Consider the following 16652-nt stretch of genomic DNA (forward strand, 5'->3'; position numbering starts at 1 on the left):
GCGAAGTGGCTAAGGTCCGGGTATACGAACTCGCCAAGGAGTTCGGGGTTGAGAGCAAGGTCGTCATGGCCAAGCTCCAGGAACTCGGTGAATTTGTTCGTTCGGCTTCCTCGACGATCGAGGCACCCGTCGTACGCAAGCTGACAGACGCCCTCCAGCAGGGCAACGGAGGCGGCAAGCCCGCCCCCGCACGCAAGGCTGCCCCGGCCAAGCCGGCAGCCCCCTCTCCCGCGCAGGCCGCCCGTCCGGCTGCCCCGCGCCCGCCGGCCCCCAAGCCGGCCGCCGCCGAGAAGCCCGCGGCTCCCGCCGCGCCGGCCACTCCCGGCCCCCGTCCCACCCCGGGCCCGAAGCCCGCGCCGCGGCCCGCCCCGGCGTCCCCGGCTCCGACCACGCCCGAGTTCACGGCGCCGCCGTCGGCTCCCGCCGCGCCGGCCCCCTCCCAGGGCTCCGGCCCGCGTCCGGGCGCCCCGCGTCCGGGTGCTCAGGCCCCGCGTCCGGGTGCCCGTCCGGCAGGTCCCGGCCAGGGCCGCGGTGACCGTGGCGACCGTCCCGGCGCTCCGCGTCCGGGTGGTCAGGCCCCGCGTCCCGGCGCCCGTCCGGCCGGTCCCCGTCCGGGCAACAACCCCTTCACCTCCGGCGGCTCCACCGGCATGGCGCGCCCGCAGGCGCCCCGTCCGGGCGGCGCCCCGCGTCCCGGCGGCCAGGGCGGCCCCGGCGCTCCCGGCGGCGCTCCGCGTCCGCAGGGCCAGGGCCAGGGCGGTCCCCGTCCCCAGGGCGCCGGCGGCGGTCCCCGTCCGCAGGCTCCGGGCGGCGCGCGTCCGACCCCGGGCGGCATGCCCCGCCCGCAGGGCGGCGCTCCGCGTCCCGGCGGCGGTCCCCGTCCGAACCCGGGCATGATGCCGCAGCGTCCCGCCGCGGGCCCGCGTCCCGGCGGCGGTGGCCCCGGTGGCCGCGGTCCCGGTGGCGGCGGTCGCCCCGGTGGCGGCGGCGGTCGTCCGGGTGGCGGCGGCTTCGCCGGTCGTCCGGGTGGCGGCGGTGGCGGCTTCGCGGGCCGTCCCGGCGGTCCCGGTGGCGGTGGCGGCGGCTTCGCCGGTCGTCCGGGTGGCCCCGGCGCCGGTGGCGGCGGTCGTCCCGGCTTCGGTGGCCGTCCCGGCGGTCCCGGTGGCCGTGGTGGCACGCAGGGCGCCTTCGGCCGTCCCGGCGGTCCCGCGCGTCGCGGTCGCAAGTCGAAGCGGCAGAGGCGCCAGGAGTACGAGGCCATGCAGGCCCCGTCGGTCGGCGGCGTGATGCTGCCTCGCGGCAACGGCGAGTCCATTCGCCTGTCGCGCGGTGCGTCCCTCACCGACTTCGCGGAGAAGATCAACGCCAACCCGGCGTCGCTCGTCGCGGTCATGATGAACCTCGGCGAGATGGTCACGGCCACGCAGTCCGTCTCCGACGAGACGCTCCAGCTCCTCGCCGACGAGATGAACTACACGGTTCAGATCGTCAGCCCGGAGGAGGAGGACCGCGAGCTGCTGGAGTCCTTCGACCTGGAGTTCGGCGAGGACGAGGGCACCGAGGAAGACCTGGTCGTCCGTCCGCCGGTCGTGACCGTCATGGGTCACGTCGACCACGGTAAGACCCGCCTCCTCGACGCCATCCGCAAGACGAACGTCATCGCGGGCGAGGCCGGCGGCATCACCCAGCACATCGGTGCCTACCAGGTCGCGACCGAGGTCAACGGCGAAGACCGCAAGATCACCTTCATCGACACCCCGGGTCACGAGGCGTTCACCGCCATGCGTGCCCGTGGTGCGAAGTCGACCGACATCGCGATCCTGGTCGTCGCGGCCAACGACGGCGTCATGCCGCAGACGGTCGAGGCGCTCAACCACGCCAAGGCGGCCGAGGTCCCGATCGTCGTCGCGGTCAACAAGATCGACGTCGAGGGCGCCGACCCGACCAAGGTCCGCGGTCAGCTGACCGAGTACGGCCTGGTCGCCGAGGAGTACGGCGGCGACACGATGTTCGTCGACATCTCCGCCAAGCAGGGTCTGCACATCGACTCGCTGCTGGAGGCCGTGATCCTCACGGCCGACGCCTCGCTCGACCTGCGCGCCAACCCCAACCAGGACGCGCAGGGCATCTCGATCGAGTCCCGGCTCGACCGCGGCCGCGGTGCCGTGGCGACCGTCCTCGTCCAGCGAGGCACCCTGCGGGTCGGCGAGACGATGGTGGTGGGCGACGCCTACGGCCGCGTCCGCGCCATGCTCGACGACAACGGCAACAACGTGTCCGAGGCGGGCCCCTCGACCCCGGTCCAGGTGCTCGGTCTCACCAACGTCCCCGGCGCCGGCGACAACTTCATCGTCGTCGACGAGGACCGTACGGCCCGTCAGATCGCCGAGAAGCGCGCCGCCCGCGAGCGCAACGCGGCCTTCGCCAAGCGCACGCGCCGCGTCTCGCTCGAGGACCTGGACAAGGTGCTCAAGGCCGGCGAGGTCCAGCAGCTCAACCTCATCATCAAGGGTGACGCTTCTGGTTCCGTCGAGGCCCTGGAGTCCTCCCTGCTCCAGCTGGACGTCGGCGAAGAGGTCGACATCCGCGTCCTGCACCGCGGCGTCGGTGCGGTCACGGAGTCCGACATCGACCTGGCGATGGGCTCGGACGCCATCGTGATCGGCTTCAACGTCCGCGCGGCCGGCCGCGCGGCGCAGATGGCCGAGCGCGAGGGCGTGGACGTCCGCTACTACTCGGTCATCTACCAGGCGATCGAGGAGATCGAGGCGGCCCTCAAGGGCATGCTCAAGCCGGAGTACGAAGAGGTCGAGCTCGGTACGGCGGAGATCCGCGAGGTCTTCAAGTCGTCCAAGCTGGGCAACATCGCGGGTGTGCTCATCCGCTCCGGCGAGGTCAAGCGCAACACCAAGGCGCGCCTCATCCGCGACGGCAAGGTGGTCGCGGAGAACCTCAACATCGAGGGTCTGCGTCGCTTCAAGGACGACGTCACCGAGATCCGCGAAGGGTTCGAGGGCGGTATCAACCTCGGCAACTTCAACGACATCAAGGTCGACGACGTCATCGCGACGTACGAGATGCGGGAGAAGCCGCGCGCGTGACCTGACACGCGACCGGGGCCGGTCGGCGGAAGTTATTTCCGTCGATCGGCCCCGGCCGTTGCGTGTACGGTTCCCGTATCGGCGTCGATGCGTGGCGCCCGTACCCCGAACCGGCGGGACATCCGGATACACACATGTATGTGGGGACTCTGTCCTTCGACCTGCTTCTCGGCGACGTGCACTCGCTCAAGGAGAAGCGCTCTCTCGTCCGTCCGATCGTGGCCGAGCTCCAGCGCAAGTACGCGGTGAGCGCGGCGGAGACGGGCAACCAGGACCTGCACCGCCGGGCCGAGATCGGGCTCGCGATGGTCTCCGGGGACGCGGGACACCTCTCCGACGTACTGGACCGCTGCGAGCGGCTGGTCGCCGGACGGCCCGAGGTGGAACTGCTCTCGGTTCGACGCAGGCTCCACAGCGACGAAGACTGATGCAAGAAGCAAGAACTTGCAGGAAGCAAGAACTTAAGGAGACGGACCAGTGGCCGACAACGCGCGGGCGAAAAGGCTGGCGGACCTCATCCGGGAGGTGGTGGCCCAGAAGCTGCAGCGCGGGATCAAGGACCCGCGGCTCGGCTCGCACGTCACCATCACGGACACCCGGGTCACGGGTGACCTGCGGGAGGCGACCGTCTTCTACACGGTGTACGGCGACGACGAGGACCGGAAGGCCGCGGCCGCCGGTCTTGAGAGCGCCAAGGGCGTGCTCCGCAGCGCGGTCGGCGCGGCGGCGGGCGTGAAGTTCACCCCGACGCTCACCTTCGTGGCCGACGCGCTGCCCGACACCGCCCGGACCATCGAGGACCTCCTCGACAAGGCCCGCCAGTCCGACGAGAAGGTGCGCGAGGTCTCGGCCGGCGCCACCTACGCCGGTGAGGCGGACCCGTACAAGAAGCCGGGCGAGGACGAGGACGACACCGCCGAATGACCCAGCAGAACCGGACGCCCGACGGGCTTGTCATCGTCGACAAGCCGTCGGGCTTCACCTCGCACGACGTGGTCGCCAAGATGCGCGGAATCGCCAGGACCCGCCGCGTCGGCCACGCGGGCACCCTCGACCCCATGGCGACGGGCGTGCTCGTCCTCGGCGTCGAGAAGGCCACCAAGCTCCTCGGGCACCTCGCGCTGACCGAGAAGGAGTACCTGGGCACGATCCGGCTCGGCCAGACGACCCTGACCGACGACGCTGAGGGCGAGATCACGGGGTGCGCGGACGCCTCGAAGGTCACCCGCGACGCCGTCGACGCCGGGATCGCCAAGCTGACCGGCGACATCATGCAGGTGCCGTCCAAGGTCAGCGCCATCAAGATCGACGGCGTGCGCTCCTACAAGCGGGCCCGCGAGGGCGAGGACTTCGAGATCCCGGCCAGGCCCGTCTCGATCTCCTCGTTCACGGTCTACGACATCCGTGACGCCGTCGCCGAGGACGGCACCCCCGTCCTCGACCTGGTCGTGTCGGTCGTCTGCTCCTCCGGCACCTACATCCGGGCGCTCGCCCGCGACCTGGGCGCCGACCTCGGCGTCGGCGGCCACCTCACGGCGCTGCGCCGCACCCGCGTCGGCCCGTACAAGCTGGACGCGGCGAAGACGCTGGACCAGCTCCAGCAGGAGCTGACGGTGATGCCGATCGCCGAGGCCGCCGCGGCCGCGTTCCCCCGCTGGGACGTGGACACCAAGCGGGCCCGCCTCCTCCTCAACGGAGTGCGGCTCGACATGCCCGACGAGTACGCGGGATCCGGCGCCGTGGCCGTCTTCGACCCCGAGGGCCGCTTCCTCGCCCTCGTCGAGGAGCACAAGGGCAAGGCGAAGAGCCTGGCCGTCTTCGGCTGATGTCCGTCGGCTGACGTCCTTCGCCCGCCCGTGGAGCGGCGCGCACGGGGTGGTTCGCTGCCCGCCGCTCCACGGTCCCCCCTCGGTTCCCCCACCCCTAGGGTGTATCCATCCGTCCCCTTCCATTCACCCGTCCGGGCAGGCGCTCGGAGTGAACCGAGGGAGCGGAAGGGGGCGCGTTCGCCGCGCGATCTGTCCCGCTGATCACCCCCCGCCTACCGTCGAATACAGGCACGGCTGCACGGCGGGAGGTTCGACCATGACCGGACGGTCCCCGCGAACCGACGACCACCCACGACCGCCCGACACCGGCACACGGCCCCGTTCCGGCGGGGCCCGGCCCGACGCCGACGCGGGAGGCGAGACCCGCGCCCGAGGGGAGGCGTCCGGCGGACTCGGTGACGGGCCGGTGGTCGGTGGCCGGAGCGGCGGTAGCGGCCGCGGTGGCCGTATGAGCCATGACGACTGCGCCGGGGAGGCGGCCGGCGGGCTTGTCGCAGGTGGAGGCCGCGATGGCCGGTGAGTGGCGGGAGGAGCGGTTCGCGCAGGCGTGCGTCGGGGGTGCCGGCGGGCCCGGTGCGAACGCGGCCGAAGGGCGGCGGTATGCGCCCGATCATGCGCTGGTTCGGATCCACGACCTTGCCGGACGGCCCCGGGGGCTCGGCTTCGTGGCCGATCACCGCGGCACTGTGGTCACCAGCCACGAGGCCGTCGACGGGCTGCCCCGGCTTGTGCTGCGCGCCGCCGGGGAGCGCAGCTGTGTCGTGGGGATCGAGACCGTCACCGCGTTGCCGGAGGCGGACCTGGCCCTGGTCAGGACCGAAGGGCTGGGCGTGGAGCCGCTGCCGGTGGCCGCGCGGGATCGCGCCGAGAGCGGCACGTACGTCAGGATCGCGGCCGGCTGTTGGCGCGAGGCCCGGGTGCTCGGCACGACCTCCGTGACCTACACGGCCACCGACCGCTTCCACCTCCTCGACGGCGCCCTGGAGCTCGCGATCGGCACCGCGGGCCGGGACGCCCTGCGGCTGGGCGGCGGTGCCGCCGGGGGCCCGGTACTGGACGCCGCGACCGGCGCGGTGCTCGGCGTGCTCGGCACGGCCCTGCGGAGCGGCCGGCGCGAGGTCGGCTTCGCCGTACCGTTGCGTCCGCCCCCGGACGGCCCCCTCGCCGCCCTGCTCGCCGAGAACGCGGCCACCGTGCCCGCGTACGGCGCAGACCTCAACCTGGCCGGCGTACTGGAACCGACCGCCACCTCGGTGGGGCAGGACGGCCCTCCCGGGGCGCTCGCGGGATACGTCGGCCAGACCGGTGCCGGAGGACCGGCCGAGGTCGAACCGGTGGAACGGGCGTCGACGGCAGCTCAGTTCGCCGCGTTCACCTCGACAGCCGACGCGGCCGTCCTCGGGCTCGTGGGGCCTCCGGGCAGCGGCCGTACGACGGAACTCGCGGCGCTCGCCGCACGCCGCCACCGCGGTCCGGAACCGGCGCCCACGCTGTGGCTGCGCGGCGCCGATCTCAAGGACCAGGACGTCTCCGTCGCGGACGCGGCGCGCCGGGCGCTCACCCGGGCCGCCCGGATCGTCGCCGCGTCCCGGTCAGCCCTGCCGGCCGACCTCGGCGACCTCACCCCCGAACGTCTCTCCGGCCTCGCCCACACCGCAGGCCGCCCACTGCTCCTGCTCCTTGACGGCCCCGAGGAGATGCCCCCCGTTCTGGCCCACCGCCTGCGGGAGTGGACGACGGGCACGGCCCAGTGGCTCCGGGAGACGGGGGCCAGGCTGGTGGTGGCCTGCCGGGCGGAGTACTGGGAGGGGGCGGGGGCGGAGTTCCCGGGGGAGTTGTTGTTCACAGGGCCGCGGTACTCGGTCCGTCCGGCGGGTGAGGACGAGCCCGTGCGGACCGAAGGGGGGTCCGGGGGCGCAGCCCCCGGTGGGGGTGCCCCCTCTGGGGGAGGGACGGGCAGGAGCGGCGGGGGCGGAACAACCCGCGAGGCAACCGGCGGGGCAACCTACGGAACGACCGCCGGAACGACCGACGGAACAACCCACGAGACGCCCCACGAAGCACCCCGAGAAACCCCCCACACAGCCACCCCCCGCCTACCCCCCTGCGTCCCCCTCCACGACCTCGCCCCCCACGAGGCCCGCCAGGCCCGCGCCCGCTACGGCATCCCCGACCACACCCTCACCCCCCGAGACGCCCGGCACCCCCTCACCCTCCGCCTCCTCGCCGAGGTCCGCGCCGCCCTCCCCGACGCCCCCGAGGCCCGCGTCGACAGGGACGATGTCCTCGCCGCCCACCTGGACCTGATGTGCCTGCGCATCGCCGTCCGCCTGGCCGCCGAGAACGGCCTGCGCGGCACCGCCGTACGCCGTCTCGCCGCGAAGGTCTCCGGCCAGGTCCACGAAGCGGCCCGCCGCAGCCTCGGTCCCGGCCAGGGGGAACTGGACCGGGAGTCCTTCGAGGCGGTCTTCCCCTGGGGCCCCGCCCCCGCCCGGCTCGGCGGCGGCACCGGCTGGGCGTCCGCCGTCCTCACCGAGGGCCTCCTCGTCCCCGCCGGCAACGGCTACCGCTTTGCCCACGAGGAACTCGCCGACTGGATCCAGGGCATGCACCTCGACCTGGACGAGGCCCTGCGCGCCCTGGTCCACCGCCGACCCGCGGACGCCCACCCCCTCCCCGTGCCACGCCATCGCATCGGCCCCGTCGTCGAAGCCCTGCTCCATCTCGCCCGCCAGCACGGCCCGCTCCAACTCGGCCGGAAACTCCAGGAGTTGGTGTACGCGCTCGACGCCGACCCGCACTCCTGGTGGGCCGCTCGCCTCCTCGCCGAGGCCCTCACCCGCGTACCCGACGCCACGCCGTACGCCGACGTGCTGCGGCTGCTCACCGACCGCATCGTGACCTGGCGGCAGCAACAGCGGCCGGTACCGGCGGAGTTCGGGCCCGATTTCTGGACCGGGCTGCCGCTGCCGTACGGCGAACGGCTCGACCTGCTCCGCCGCCTCGTCCTCGCCGACCCGCCACCGCACGAGACCGGCGGCGGCCCCCGCTACCTCGACGCCGTTGCCCGCCTCCTCGCCGCCGACGCCACCGCCGTACAACCGCACCTGACCCGCTGGTTCGACGACGACCGGGCGCTGCCCGCGACGCCGCACGCGACCGTGGCGCGGGCCGCGCAGGCGCTGTTGCACACGCACCGGGACCGGGCCGTGGACGATCTCACCGAGGTGCTCGTGGGCTGTGCGCACCGGCGGGCCGACGAACTGCTCGGCGTGCTCGCCGAGGAGGAGCCGTCGGCGATCTGCCGGGCCGTCGACCGCTGGGCGCACGACGAGCGGCCCGCGCGGCGGGTGGCGGCGGTCGCGTACGGACTGCGCGCCGCCCCGCACGTGCGCACCGACGCCGACCGCGAACTGCTGCGCTACGCCGCCCTGGCCCTGCTCGCCCGCCCCGGCGACTGCACCCTGCACGGCGGCGCCCTCGCCCTCCTCGTCCGAGATCCGCACACCCGCGCCCGTCATCTCCCGCAGGCGCTGCGGCACTTCGCCTCCGGTGACCCGCAGTTCCCGCCGAGCGCGCTGGTCGGCGCCCTGACCACGCACCCCGATCCGGTCCTGGACGCCTTCCGGGAGCGGCTGCGCCTGCCCGACGCGGGCCGCGCGCTGCGCACGCTCGCCGATGTCACCACCCCGAGCCTGGCCCGCCGGGTGGCCGCGCTGGTCCGGGAGTCGGTGGAGCGGCGCCCCGAGACCGCCGCGGACGTCGCCGCGTACGTCGACCGGCGGCTGGACCACGGTCCCGCCGCACGGGCCGTACTCCTCCCGCTCGTCACCGGACTGCTGGACGGCGGACCGCAACAGGTGCGGGCCGCCCTCGCCGGCGTCCTCACGGCTTCCGGAGCCCCCGATTCCGGCCCGTTGCGTCGAGAACTCCTGGAGTTCCTCTTGAGCCACGAACGCGACCCCGCCGTCCTGGACGCCGTCCTGCGCGCGGCCGTGGAACAGGGCGCCGAGGGCCTGCGGGATCTTGTCCACCGCACCGGGCTGCTCCTCGTCCGCACCCCGGACGGCGCGACCCGCTTCGACCGCGGCCTCGTCGACCTGGGCCGTCACGTCCCCGGCTTCGCCGCCCGCGTGGCCGCCTGGCTGACCGACGCACCCCAGGACTGGGCGGCCGTGGTGGGCCCCAGCACCCGCCGGATGATCGAGAACCTGGCGGGCAACCGCGTCCCCGCCTGACCCCGCACCCGCACGTGCGACCCGTCACAGCCCCCATGCCGATGCGGGACGGGGGCACCCGGCATGGCACCCTTAGACCTGCGTAGAAGGTAGTGACGGACACGGGTTCGACAAGGAGCGGTCACAGTGCAGCGCTGGCGTGGCTTGGAGGACATCCCCCAGGACTGGGGGCGCAGCGTCGTCACCATCGGTTCCTACGACGGTGTCCACCGCGGACACCAGCTCATCATCCGGCACACCGTGGAACGCGCCCGTGAACTGGGCCTGCCCGCCGTGGTCGTCACCTTCGACCCGCACCCCAGGGAAGTCCTGCGGCCCGGCAGCCACCCGCCGCTGCTGGCCCCGCACCACCGGCGCGCCGAACTCATCGCGGAGCTGGGCGTCGACGCCGTCCTGGTGCTCCCGTTCACCACGGAGTTCTCGAACCTCTCCCCGGCCGATTTCGTCGTGAAGGTCCTCATCGACCGGCTGCACGCCAAGGCCGTAGTCGAGGGCCCCAACTTCCGCTTCGGCCACCGGGCCGCGGGCGACGTCGCGTACCTCGCCGAGCAGGGCAGGACGTACGACTTCGAGGTCGAGGTCGTCGACCTGTGCCTGTCCGGCGAGGCGGGCGGCGGCCAGCCGTTCTCCTCGACCCTGACCCGGCGCCTGGTCGGCGAGGGCGACGTCGAGGGCGCCGCCGAGATCCTCGGCCGCCCGCACCAGGTGGAGGGCGTGGTCGTGCGCGGCGCCCAGCGCGGCCGCGAGCTGGGCTTCCCGACGGCCAACGTCGAGACCCTCCCGCACACCGCCATCCCCGCCGACGGCGTCTACGCCGGCTGGCTGCACGCCCAGGACGAGGTCATGCCGGCCGCGATCTCCGTCGGCACGAACCCGACCTTCGACGGCACCGAGCGCACGGTGGAGGCGTACGCCATCGACCGGGTCGGCCTGGACCTCTACGGCCTGCACGTCGCCGTCGACTTCCTGGCCTTCGTCCGCGGCCAGGCGAAGTTCGACTCCATCGAGGCGCTGCTGGAGCAGATGACCGAGGACGTCAAGCGCTGCCGCGAGCTGATCTCGGCGGCGGAGGCGTAGCCGACACCCGCTCCTACGACGCCGAAGGGCGCCGGTGCCTCGTGGCACCGGCGCCCTTTCCTCGCCCTACGGGGCTACTGCTGGGGCGGGTACGGCTGCCCGGGCTGCTGGGGCGGGTAGGGCTGCTGGCCGGGAGCCGCCTGCGGGTACGGCTGGCCCGGCTGGGCGTACGGCTGAGGCGCCTGGGGGTACGGCTGGCCCGGGGCCGGCTGCTGGCCGGGGACCTGGGGGTACGGCTGTCCCGGCATCGGCTGCTGACCGGGGACCGGCTGCCCCGGCATCGGCGGGGCCGCCACCGGCGGCGGATTGCCGTCGCTGGTCCACAGACCGTGGGACTGCTGATGGCGTACGAAGTCCTCGGCGACCATCGCCGCGAGGTTGAAGTACGCCTCCCGCACCTTCGGACGCATCATGTCGAGGTCGACCTCGGCACCGGCGGCCAGGTGCTCGTCGAACGGCACGACGACGACGCCCCGGCACCGCGTCTCGAAGTGGCTGACGATGTCCTCCACCTTGATCATCTTGCCGGTCTCGCGCACCCCGGAGATCACGGTGAGGGACCGCGAGACCAGGTCGGCGTACCCGTGCGCGGACAGCCAGTCCAGCGTCGTGCTGGCGCTGCTGGCACCGTCGACCGACGGCGTCGAGATGATGATGAGCTGGTCGGCGAGGTCCAGCACGCCGCGCATGGCGCTGTACAGCAGACCCGTGCCCGAGTCGGTGAGGATGATCGGGTACTGCCTGCCCAGCACGTCGATCGCGCGCCGGTAGTCCTCGTCGTTGAAGGTCGTGGACACGGCCGGGTCGACGTCGTTGGCGATGATCTCCAGACCGGAGGACGCCTGGGACGTGAACCGCCGGATGTCCATGTAGGAGTTGAGGTACGGGATCGCCTGGACCAGGTCACGGATGGTGGCCCCGGTCTCGCGCCGCACGCGGCGGCCGAGCGTGCCGGCGTCCGGGTTGGCGTCGATCGCGAGGATCTTGTCCTGCCGTTCGCTGGCCAGGGTCGAACCGAGGGCGGTGGTAGTGGTGGTCTTGCCCACCCCGCCCTTGAGGCTGATGACCGCGATCCGGTAGCAGGACAGCACGGGCGTGCGGATGAGCTCCAACTTCCGCTGCCGCTCGGCCTCCTCCTTCTTGCCGCCGATCTTGAACCGGGACGGCGCGGCCGCGGGCCGCCCGCTCTTCGCCTTCTGCTTCTTGTTGTTGAGCAGCCGGTCCGAGGACAGCTCCACGGCAGCGGTGTAACCGAGCGGCGCCGCCCCCGGGTTGGTCGGCTGCCGCTGGTCATGCTGCATGGGCTGCGGCCAGGCGGCCCCGGCACGAGGGTCAACGGGCTGCTGGGGCTGCTGGGGCGGCTGCGGGTGCTGCGCCTGCTGGGGCTGGTTCGGCACCTGGACGCCGTCCTGCCCCGCAGGGGCCGGAGGCTGGGGCTGCCCCTGCTGAACGGGCGGCTGCGGGAAGCCGTAACCGCCGGGTTGCGCGGGAGAGTTGGGGGCGGGCTGCGCCGATTGCCCCGGCTGCCCTGGCTGTCCCGGCTGCGGGAAGCCGTAGCCGCCCTGGGGGTTGGGCGCCGGGGGCTGCGGGCCGGCGGGTGCGTTCTGCTGCGGTACGGGCGCAGGGCTCGGTGCCGGCTGCGGGGCGTGGCCGGGCTGCGGGAAGCCGTAGCCGCCCTGCGGGGCCGGTGCCGGGGGCTGCGGGCTGCCGGGTGCGCTCTGCTCCGCTACGGGCGCCGCGTTCGGCGTCGGCTGCGGGAAGCCGTAGCTCCCTTGGGGGTTGGGCGTGGGCTGTCCCGGCTGGGGGAAGCCGTAGCCACCCTGCGGGGCGGGCGCCGGTGCCGTCGGCTGCTGTACGGCGGGGGCGGCGGGCTGCTGTGCGGGCGTCGGCTGCCCCGGCTGGCCCTGCTGCGGGAAGCCGTAGCCACCCGGCGGTGTCGGGGCCGGCTGCTGCGGCATACCGGGTACGCCCTGCTGGGCGGGCGCCGGGCCCTGCGGCGGCTGGGACCAGGCCGCGGGCGCGGGCTGGGGGGCCTGCGGCTGGAAGGGCGGCTGTTGGGCGGGCACGGGCGGCTGCTCTTGGGCGGCCACCGGCTGCGGCTGGACCGGCTGAGGCTGCGCGGGCTCCGGCTGAGGCTGGACCGGCTGAGGCTGAGGCTGCCCCGGCTGCGGCTGCGGCTGCGGCTGCGGCTGCTGCGCGGGCCACTGGGGCGCCGCCATCGGTGCGGCAGGCTGGTAGGACGGCGGCAACGGCGGCAGCCCGGCCTGCGGCGCCGGCGGGGGAGTCCACGCCGGAGGCGCATCCTGCGGGGCCGCGGGAACACCGGGCACGGAGTCCTGGGGGGCGCTGTCCTGGGGCGCGCTGTCGTGGGGGACGGCGTCGTGGGGTTCGGCGTCAGCAGGTTCGGCGTCAGCGGGTACGGCGTCTTCCGGAGCGGCGGCGTCAACGACTGCTGCGTCTTCGGGCGCGGCATCCTCCGGGACGGAGTCCACGGGCTCCGCGACTGCCGGGGTTGAGTCCGCGGACTCCGCGGCGAAAGGCGTGGCCTCCTCGGGGCCCGCACTCACCGGAGCTGCGTCCTCGGGACCTGCACCTACCGGCGCTGTGTCCTCCAGGCCTGCACCTACCGGCGCTGCGTCCTCGGGCTCTGCGACCGCAGGGACGGAGTTCTCAGGCTCCGCCTCCTCCAGCGCGACCTCCTCGGCCTTCGCGTCATCCTGGGCGCCACCCTCGGGCTCCGCCTCCGATGCCCCGGCCGCCTCTGCTGCCCCTGCTGCCGCCTCCGCCGCGACCGACTCGCTCTCGGACTTTTCCTCGCCCTCAGACTCTTCCTCGGACACCTCGGCCGAAATGGACGCCTCAGTCGAAACAGGCACCCCGGCTGAGACGGCCCCATTGGCCCCATCGGCCCCATCGGTCTCAGCGGCGTCGGAGGCACCGTCACCGTTCTCAGCGGTGTCGGAGGCACCGTCACCGTCCTCCGCGGCGCTCGTGCCCGAGACGACGACAGCCTCCGCGCCGGACGAGTTGTCACCCCCGTCCACGATGTCCTCGTCCGCCGACGGCTCAGGCGTCTCCGTCGCGGCCGCACGTTCCGCGATCTCCCGCTTCAGCGCGACGGCGGAGAAGCGCATGGTGGCGCCGCTCTCCAGGTCGCCGTTCCCGGTCTCGGTCTCCTCGGAAGCCGCCGGAGCCTCGGCAGCCTCCGGCGGACCGGAAGAAGCCGGTGCGGTCCACGGCGACTGGAACCCACCCACCGGAATGCTCGGCACAGCCGTGGGGGAGGAGGCACCCGCGGCAGGCGTCTCCGCTTCGGCCGGAGGCTCCTCCTGAACCGGCCGACCCTGCGGCTCGAACCCGCTCCCCACCGGCAACTTCGGCACGGAAACAGGATTCGCCGGCGCAGGTGCGGGCGGCGTGAACGGCGCCCCCGGCGCAGGAGCCGGCGGCGTAAAGGGCGCACCGGGCGCAGGCGCGGGCGGCGGTGGAGTGAACGGACTTCCTGGAGCCGGCGAAGCGTGAGGAACCGGCGGGACGAGCCCCGGCAGCGAGGAAGGCGGCGAAGCCGGAGAGGGGGAGGCACTCACCGGAGGCACACCGGCCCCTGTGCCGTCCCCCGCGCTCGCACCCTGCCCGGACCCCTGCCCGGAACCCCGTCCAGAGCTCTCCGAGGCGTTCTGGGTGTACCAGGCAGGCGGCGCGTAGTCGATGGTGAACTCGCCCGTCACCTCGATGTCGGACTCGGCATCGGGCTGGTCATCGCCGGGCGTGGCCCAGCCCCCGCGGATCCCGTCCCGATCGCTGCTCACAGTTCCTCCTGGTGTGGTCGACCACCCTCACGCCGTGCTGGGGCGACCATTGGTTTGTCGTCCGAAGTTCATTCGAGGCAGTCCGTGCAGTCGTGCCACCGGCTCGCCCCCTGGGACGCTGACGCCCGCTCCACGGGTTCTGGCGCCGCGCCGACTCCCAGCCTAATCACCACAAGCGTCACCCCGGCAGGCCCGTCTGCCTCTCCGTCACCGCCCATCGCGTCGCAGGACGTGAGAAAGCGGCACAAATGTCCTCCTCCCTCAGCGCAAAACGGTCCATAGCGGCAGGCGAAGTGTCAGAAAGTCCGGAGGAAGGGCAGGGGAAAGCAAGGGAAGGCAGGGCGGAACTCCCTGTTCAGTCCATCCTTCGTGGCGTACCGAACAATCCGGTCTCGGCATCCGTGGGCTGCGTCATCACGTACTGCCGGTCACGGTCGGCGCACCAGAGGGTGACACCGTCGCCCAGCGTGGGCAGAGCCTCCACGTCGGATCGGGGCAACGCCATGACACGGCCGAGTTCCGCGGCCTCGTCCGGTGAGATCCGCTGCACGCCGACCAGCCGAGCCTGCCGTATCAGTCGCGGGGCCACAGGCCCGAGATAGGGCAACAACGTCAGCACCGACTGCCAGGGCCCGGACACCACCCGTCCGCGCGGCGGCCGGATACCGCTGTCCCGCACCACCAGTACCGGCGTACCGGCCGAAGCGCCCTGCGGTGGCACCCGGCCGACCTCGTACACGGCCAGCCCGTTCTGACCGCCCCCCATGGCGTGCACCATCTGCACCCAGGCCTGCGGCCGACCGGTCTCGACAGCGACGCGCGCACCCGTGGCCGCCGCCCGGAGGGCGATGACCTGGGCGGTCCACAGGCCGCCGATCAGGACGACGTCGTACGGCGTCGGCCGGTTGAGCCCCAGCACAGCGGGCTGTCCGTCGTCGCTGATGCCTACGACGACACCGTCGTCCCCGATGGGCAGCGCGAGGGCGTCCACGTCGTCCGCGGACAGCACATGGCGCCCGTGACGCGGGCCGCGCAGCCCGAATCCCGTGCGCAGAAGGCCGGGCGACCGCCGCGCGGAGGATCCCTGCGCACCCTCCGGGCCGGCGCCTCTCCGAGTGGTCGTGGCCGGCGTCATCGAGCTCCTCCGAGAGGCAAGGTGGCGAGCATGCCGGGCAGTTGCTCCCGGTCGAGCCGCGCCAGCGCCGCTCCCGCGTGCCGTGCGGCGCCTTCCAGCGCACGCCGGGCAGCGGTCAGTTCGTCGGCGCTGCGCCCGGTCACCCGCAGATGCCCGCACAGCGCCACCTCCTGCCGGTCCCCGCGCGTCAGGGTGAGGCTGACGGTGGTGGCGAGTGCCGGTACGGCCGTGACCAAGGCGATGAACTGGGGCAGTGACGGACCTGTGCCGCCGCCCAGTTGGGGCCATCGCCGAATCCAGTACGTAGTGTGCCTGCGGTTGTCGCAGCGCCAGCTGCGGCTGGACTCCTCGGTCCGTCTCTCCTGCGTCTCCGCCCGCCCGGCCTCCGCCGTCACCAGCGGATTGGCGCAGGCCGAGGTGGCGAGGGCGGAGGTCAGCTCCTCCTCGTCGAGCACCGTCGTACGGAATCCGGCGCCGGTCAGCCGGCTCGCGAGGTGATCGGCCACCCGCACGACACACTTCTGCGCCCCGACCAGCCCGCCGCCACGCGCGGCCACTGCCTCCGGGCACAGCTGCGGATCCAACTTCAGCGCGATCCAGGTGATGCGCACCGCAGGAGCGCCCGTCTGCTCCTGCAGCGGTGCATAGTTGGCGACGGCCACCGACTGCTGCGGCAGATGCAGTGCGGGCGCGGGCTGCGTGTGCAGCACCACCTGCGCCGACTCCAGCCGAATCCCGTCCACCTCAAGAGCATCCCGCACCAGCGCGAGCGGCAACGGCCGCCGCCCCCGCTCGGCCCGCAGCGCGGTGGCATCGGCCTCCACCTGCACCACCGCGGTGACAAAGGTCCCGTCCCCGACGATGCCAACCGGCCGCCGCTCCCGACCGCCGTAGGCATAAGTCCGCAGGCTCGGGTCGCACTCCACGGCCGGGGCGAGCCCGGGTTCCGTACCCGGCGGTATCACAAGGCCGGCGGCCCGGCGTTGCCGTGCCCGCAGCTCCCGTGCTGTGGTGAGCCATTCGGGCAGGGAACGGCCCCGACGGTGGACGAAGGCAACCAGTACCAGGGCCACGGCGACGACGGCTGCCGGCACCAGGGCCACGGGGTCGATCGCCCACCCCACGAGCATGACGGCGGCGGCGAGTTCCAGCAGGACGACCCGTTGCAGCCGAAACGCCCCGCCCTGCCCGCGCCCGGTCCTGACCTGAAGTGGGCCCGGTCCGGCGGTCTGCCCGTCCGGCGCGGACCGTCGCGGTCCCGATTCCCCGGACGTCGACCCGCGCCGCGTATGCACCCGGCCAAGCGACCGGGCCCGCGCTCCGGAAACCATCACGCCATCCCCCCGTTTTGCTGACAACCCGCTGGAATTCCAGCACCACACAAGGCTCTTGAGGCCCAGGTACCCTACCCGCTCCACCAGTCCCCGCGGATACCAGGCATAGTAGGGGGCCGGTCTGACATC

At 73.5% G+C, this 16652-nt stretch carries 11 protein-coding genes and 1 pseudogene; 8 read left to right on the top strand and 4 right to left on the bottom strand.

Annotated features, from left to right (window positions below; translation table 11 throughout):
- Positions 1-5 precede the first annotated feature (5 nt).
- The 6 genes from infB to ICC28_RS15845 all read left to right on the top strand — a co-directional run bounded on the left by infB (position 6) and on the right by ICC28_RS15845 (position 10245).
- Entirely contained in the window at positions 6-3101 is a 3096-nt protein-coding gene (gene infB / locus ICC28_RS15820) for a translation initiation factor IF-2 (RefSeq protein ID WP_188289194.1), read from the top strand.
- A gap of 134 nt (positions 3102-3235) precedes the next feature.
- Entirely contained in the window at positions 3236-3529 is a 294-nt protein-coding gene (locus ICC28_RS15825; protein WP_188289195.1) for a DUF503 domain-containing protein, read from the top strand.
- Positions 3530-3578: 49 nt separating this feature from the next.
- Entirely contained in the window at positions 3579-4025 is a 447-nt protein-coding gene (rbfA, locus tag ICC28_RS15830) for a 30S ribosome-binding factor RbfA (protein WP_188289196.1), read from the top strand.
- Complete coding sequence (gene truB, locus ICC28_RS15835) at positions 4022-4927, top strand: tRNA pseudouridine(55) synthase TruB (RefSeq protein ID WP_188289197.1); 906 nt, start codon at positions 4022-4024, stop codon at positions 4925-4927. Before rbfA ends, truB begins: the two co-directional genes overlap by 4 nt.
- A 512-nt stretch (positions 4928-5439) precedes the next feature.
- A complete protein-coding gene (locus ICC28_RS15840; RefSeq protein ID WP_223188939.1) occupies positions 5440-9168 on the top strand; it encodes a trypsin-like peptidase domain-containing protein in 3729 nt (1242 codons plus the stop codon).
- A 126-nt stretch (positions 9169-9294) separates the two neighbouring features.
- Entirely contained in the window at positions 9295-10245 is a 951-nt protein-coding gene (locus ICC28_RS15845; RefSeq protein WP_188289198.1) for a bifunctional riboflavin kinase/FAD synthetase, read from the top strand.
- Between the two features lie 74 nt (positions 10246-10319).
- On the opposite strand, the gene ICC28_RS41495 is transcribed toward ICC28_RS15845, so the two are convergent.
- The gene (locus ICC28_RS41495; protein WP_411158598.1) at positions 10320-12311 is read right to left on the bottom strand and encodes an AAA family ATPase; all 1992 of its coding nucleotides are present in this window, start codon (positions 12309-12311) and stop codon (positions 10320-10322) included.
- On the opposite strand from ICC28_RS41495, the gene ICC28_RS41500 reads away from it, so the two are divergent.
- Together ICC28_RS41500 and ICC28_RS41505 are read left to right on the top strand one after the other, a co-directional pair.
- Positions 12300-12761: a hypothetical protein gene (locus ICC28_RS41500; protein ID WP_411158599.1), complete on the top strand. Its 462-nt coding sequence runs from the start codon at positions 12300-12302 to the stop codon at positions 12759-12761. The genes ICC28_RS41495 and ICC28_RS41500 overlap by 12 nt on opposite strands.
- Positions 12762-13200: 439 nt before the next feature.
- The gene (locus ICC28_RS41505; RefSeq protein WP_411158600.1) at positions 13201-13578 is read left to right on the top strand and encodes a hypothetical protein; all 378 of its coding nucleotides are present in this window, start codon (positions 13201-13203) and stop codon (positions 13576-13578) included.
- Between the two features lie 347 nt (positions 13579-13925).
- On the opposite strand, the pseudogene ICC28_RS41510 reads toward ICC28_RS41505, so the two are convergent.
- The 3 genes and pseudogenes from ICC28_RS41510 to eccE all read right to left on the bottom strand — a co-directional run.
- A pseudogene (locus ICC28_RS41510) lies at positions 13926-14054 on the bottom strand (SCO5717 family growth-regulating ATPase); the annotation flags it as partial.
- Positions 14055-14409: 355 nt separating this feature from the next.
- Positions 14410-15189 carry a hypothetical protein gene (locus ICC28_RS15855; RefSeq protein WP_188289199.1) on the bottom strand — a complete coding sequence of 260 codons (780 nt, stop codon included), beginning with the start codon at positions 15187-15189 and terminating at the stop codon, positions 14410-14412.
- Positions 15186-16520: a type VII secretion protein EccE gene (gene eccE, locus ICC28_RS15860; RefSeq protein ID WP_188289200.1), complete on the bottom strand. Its 1335-nt coding sequence runs from the start codon at positions 16518-16520 to the stop codon at positions 15186-15188. The genes ICC28_RS15855 and eccE overlap by 4 nt, the downstream gene beginning before the upstream one ends.
- Positions 16521-16652 lie beyond the last annotated feature (132 nt).

Origin of the sequence: Streptomyces sp. TRM68416 (assembly GCF_014596915.1) — a bacterium.
Classification (GTDB): Bacteria; Actinomycetota; Actinomycetes; order Streptomycetales; family Streptomycetaceae; genus Streptomyces.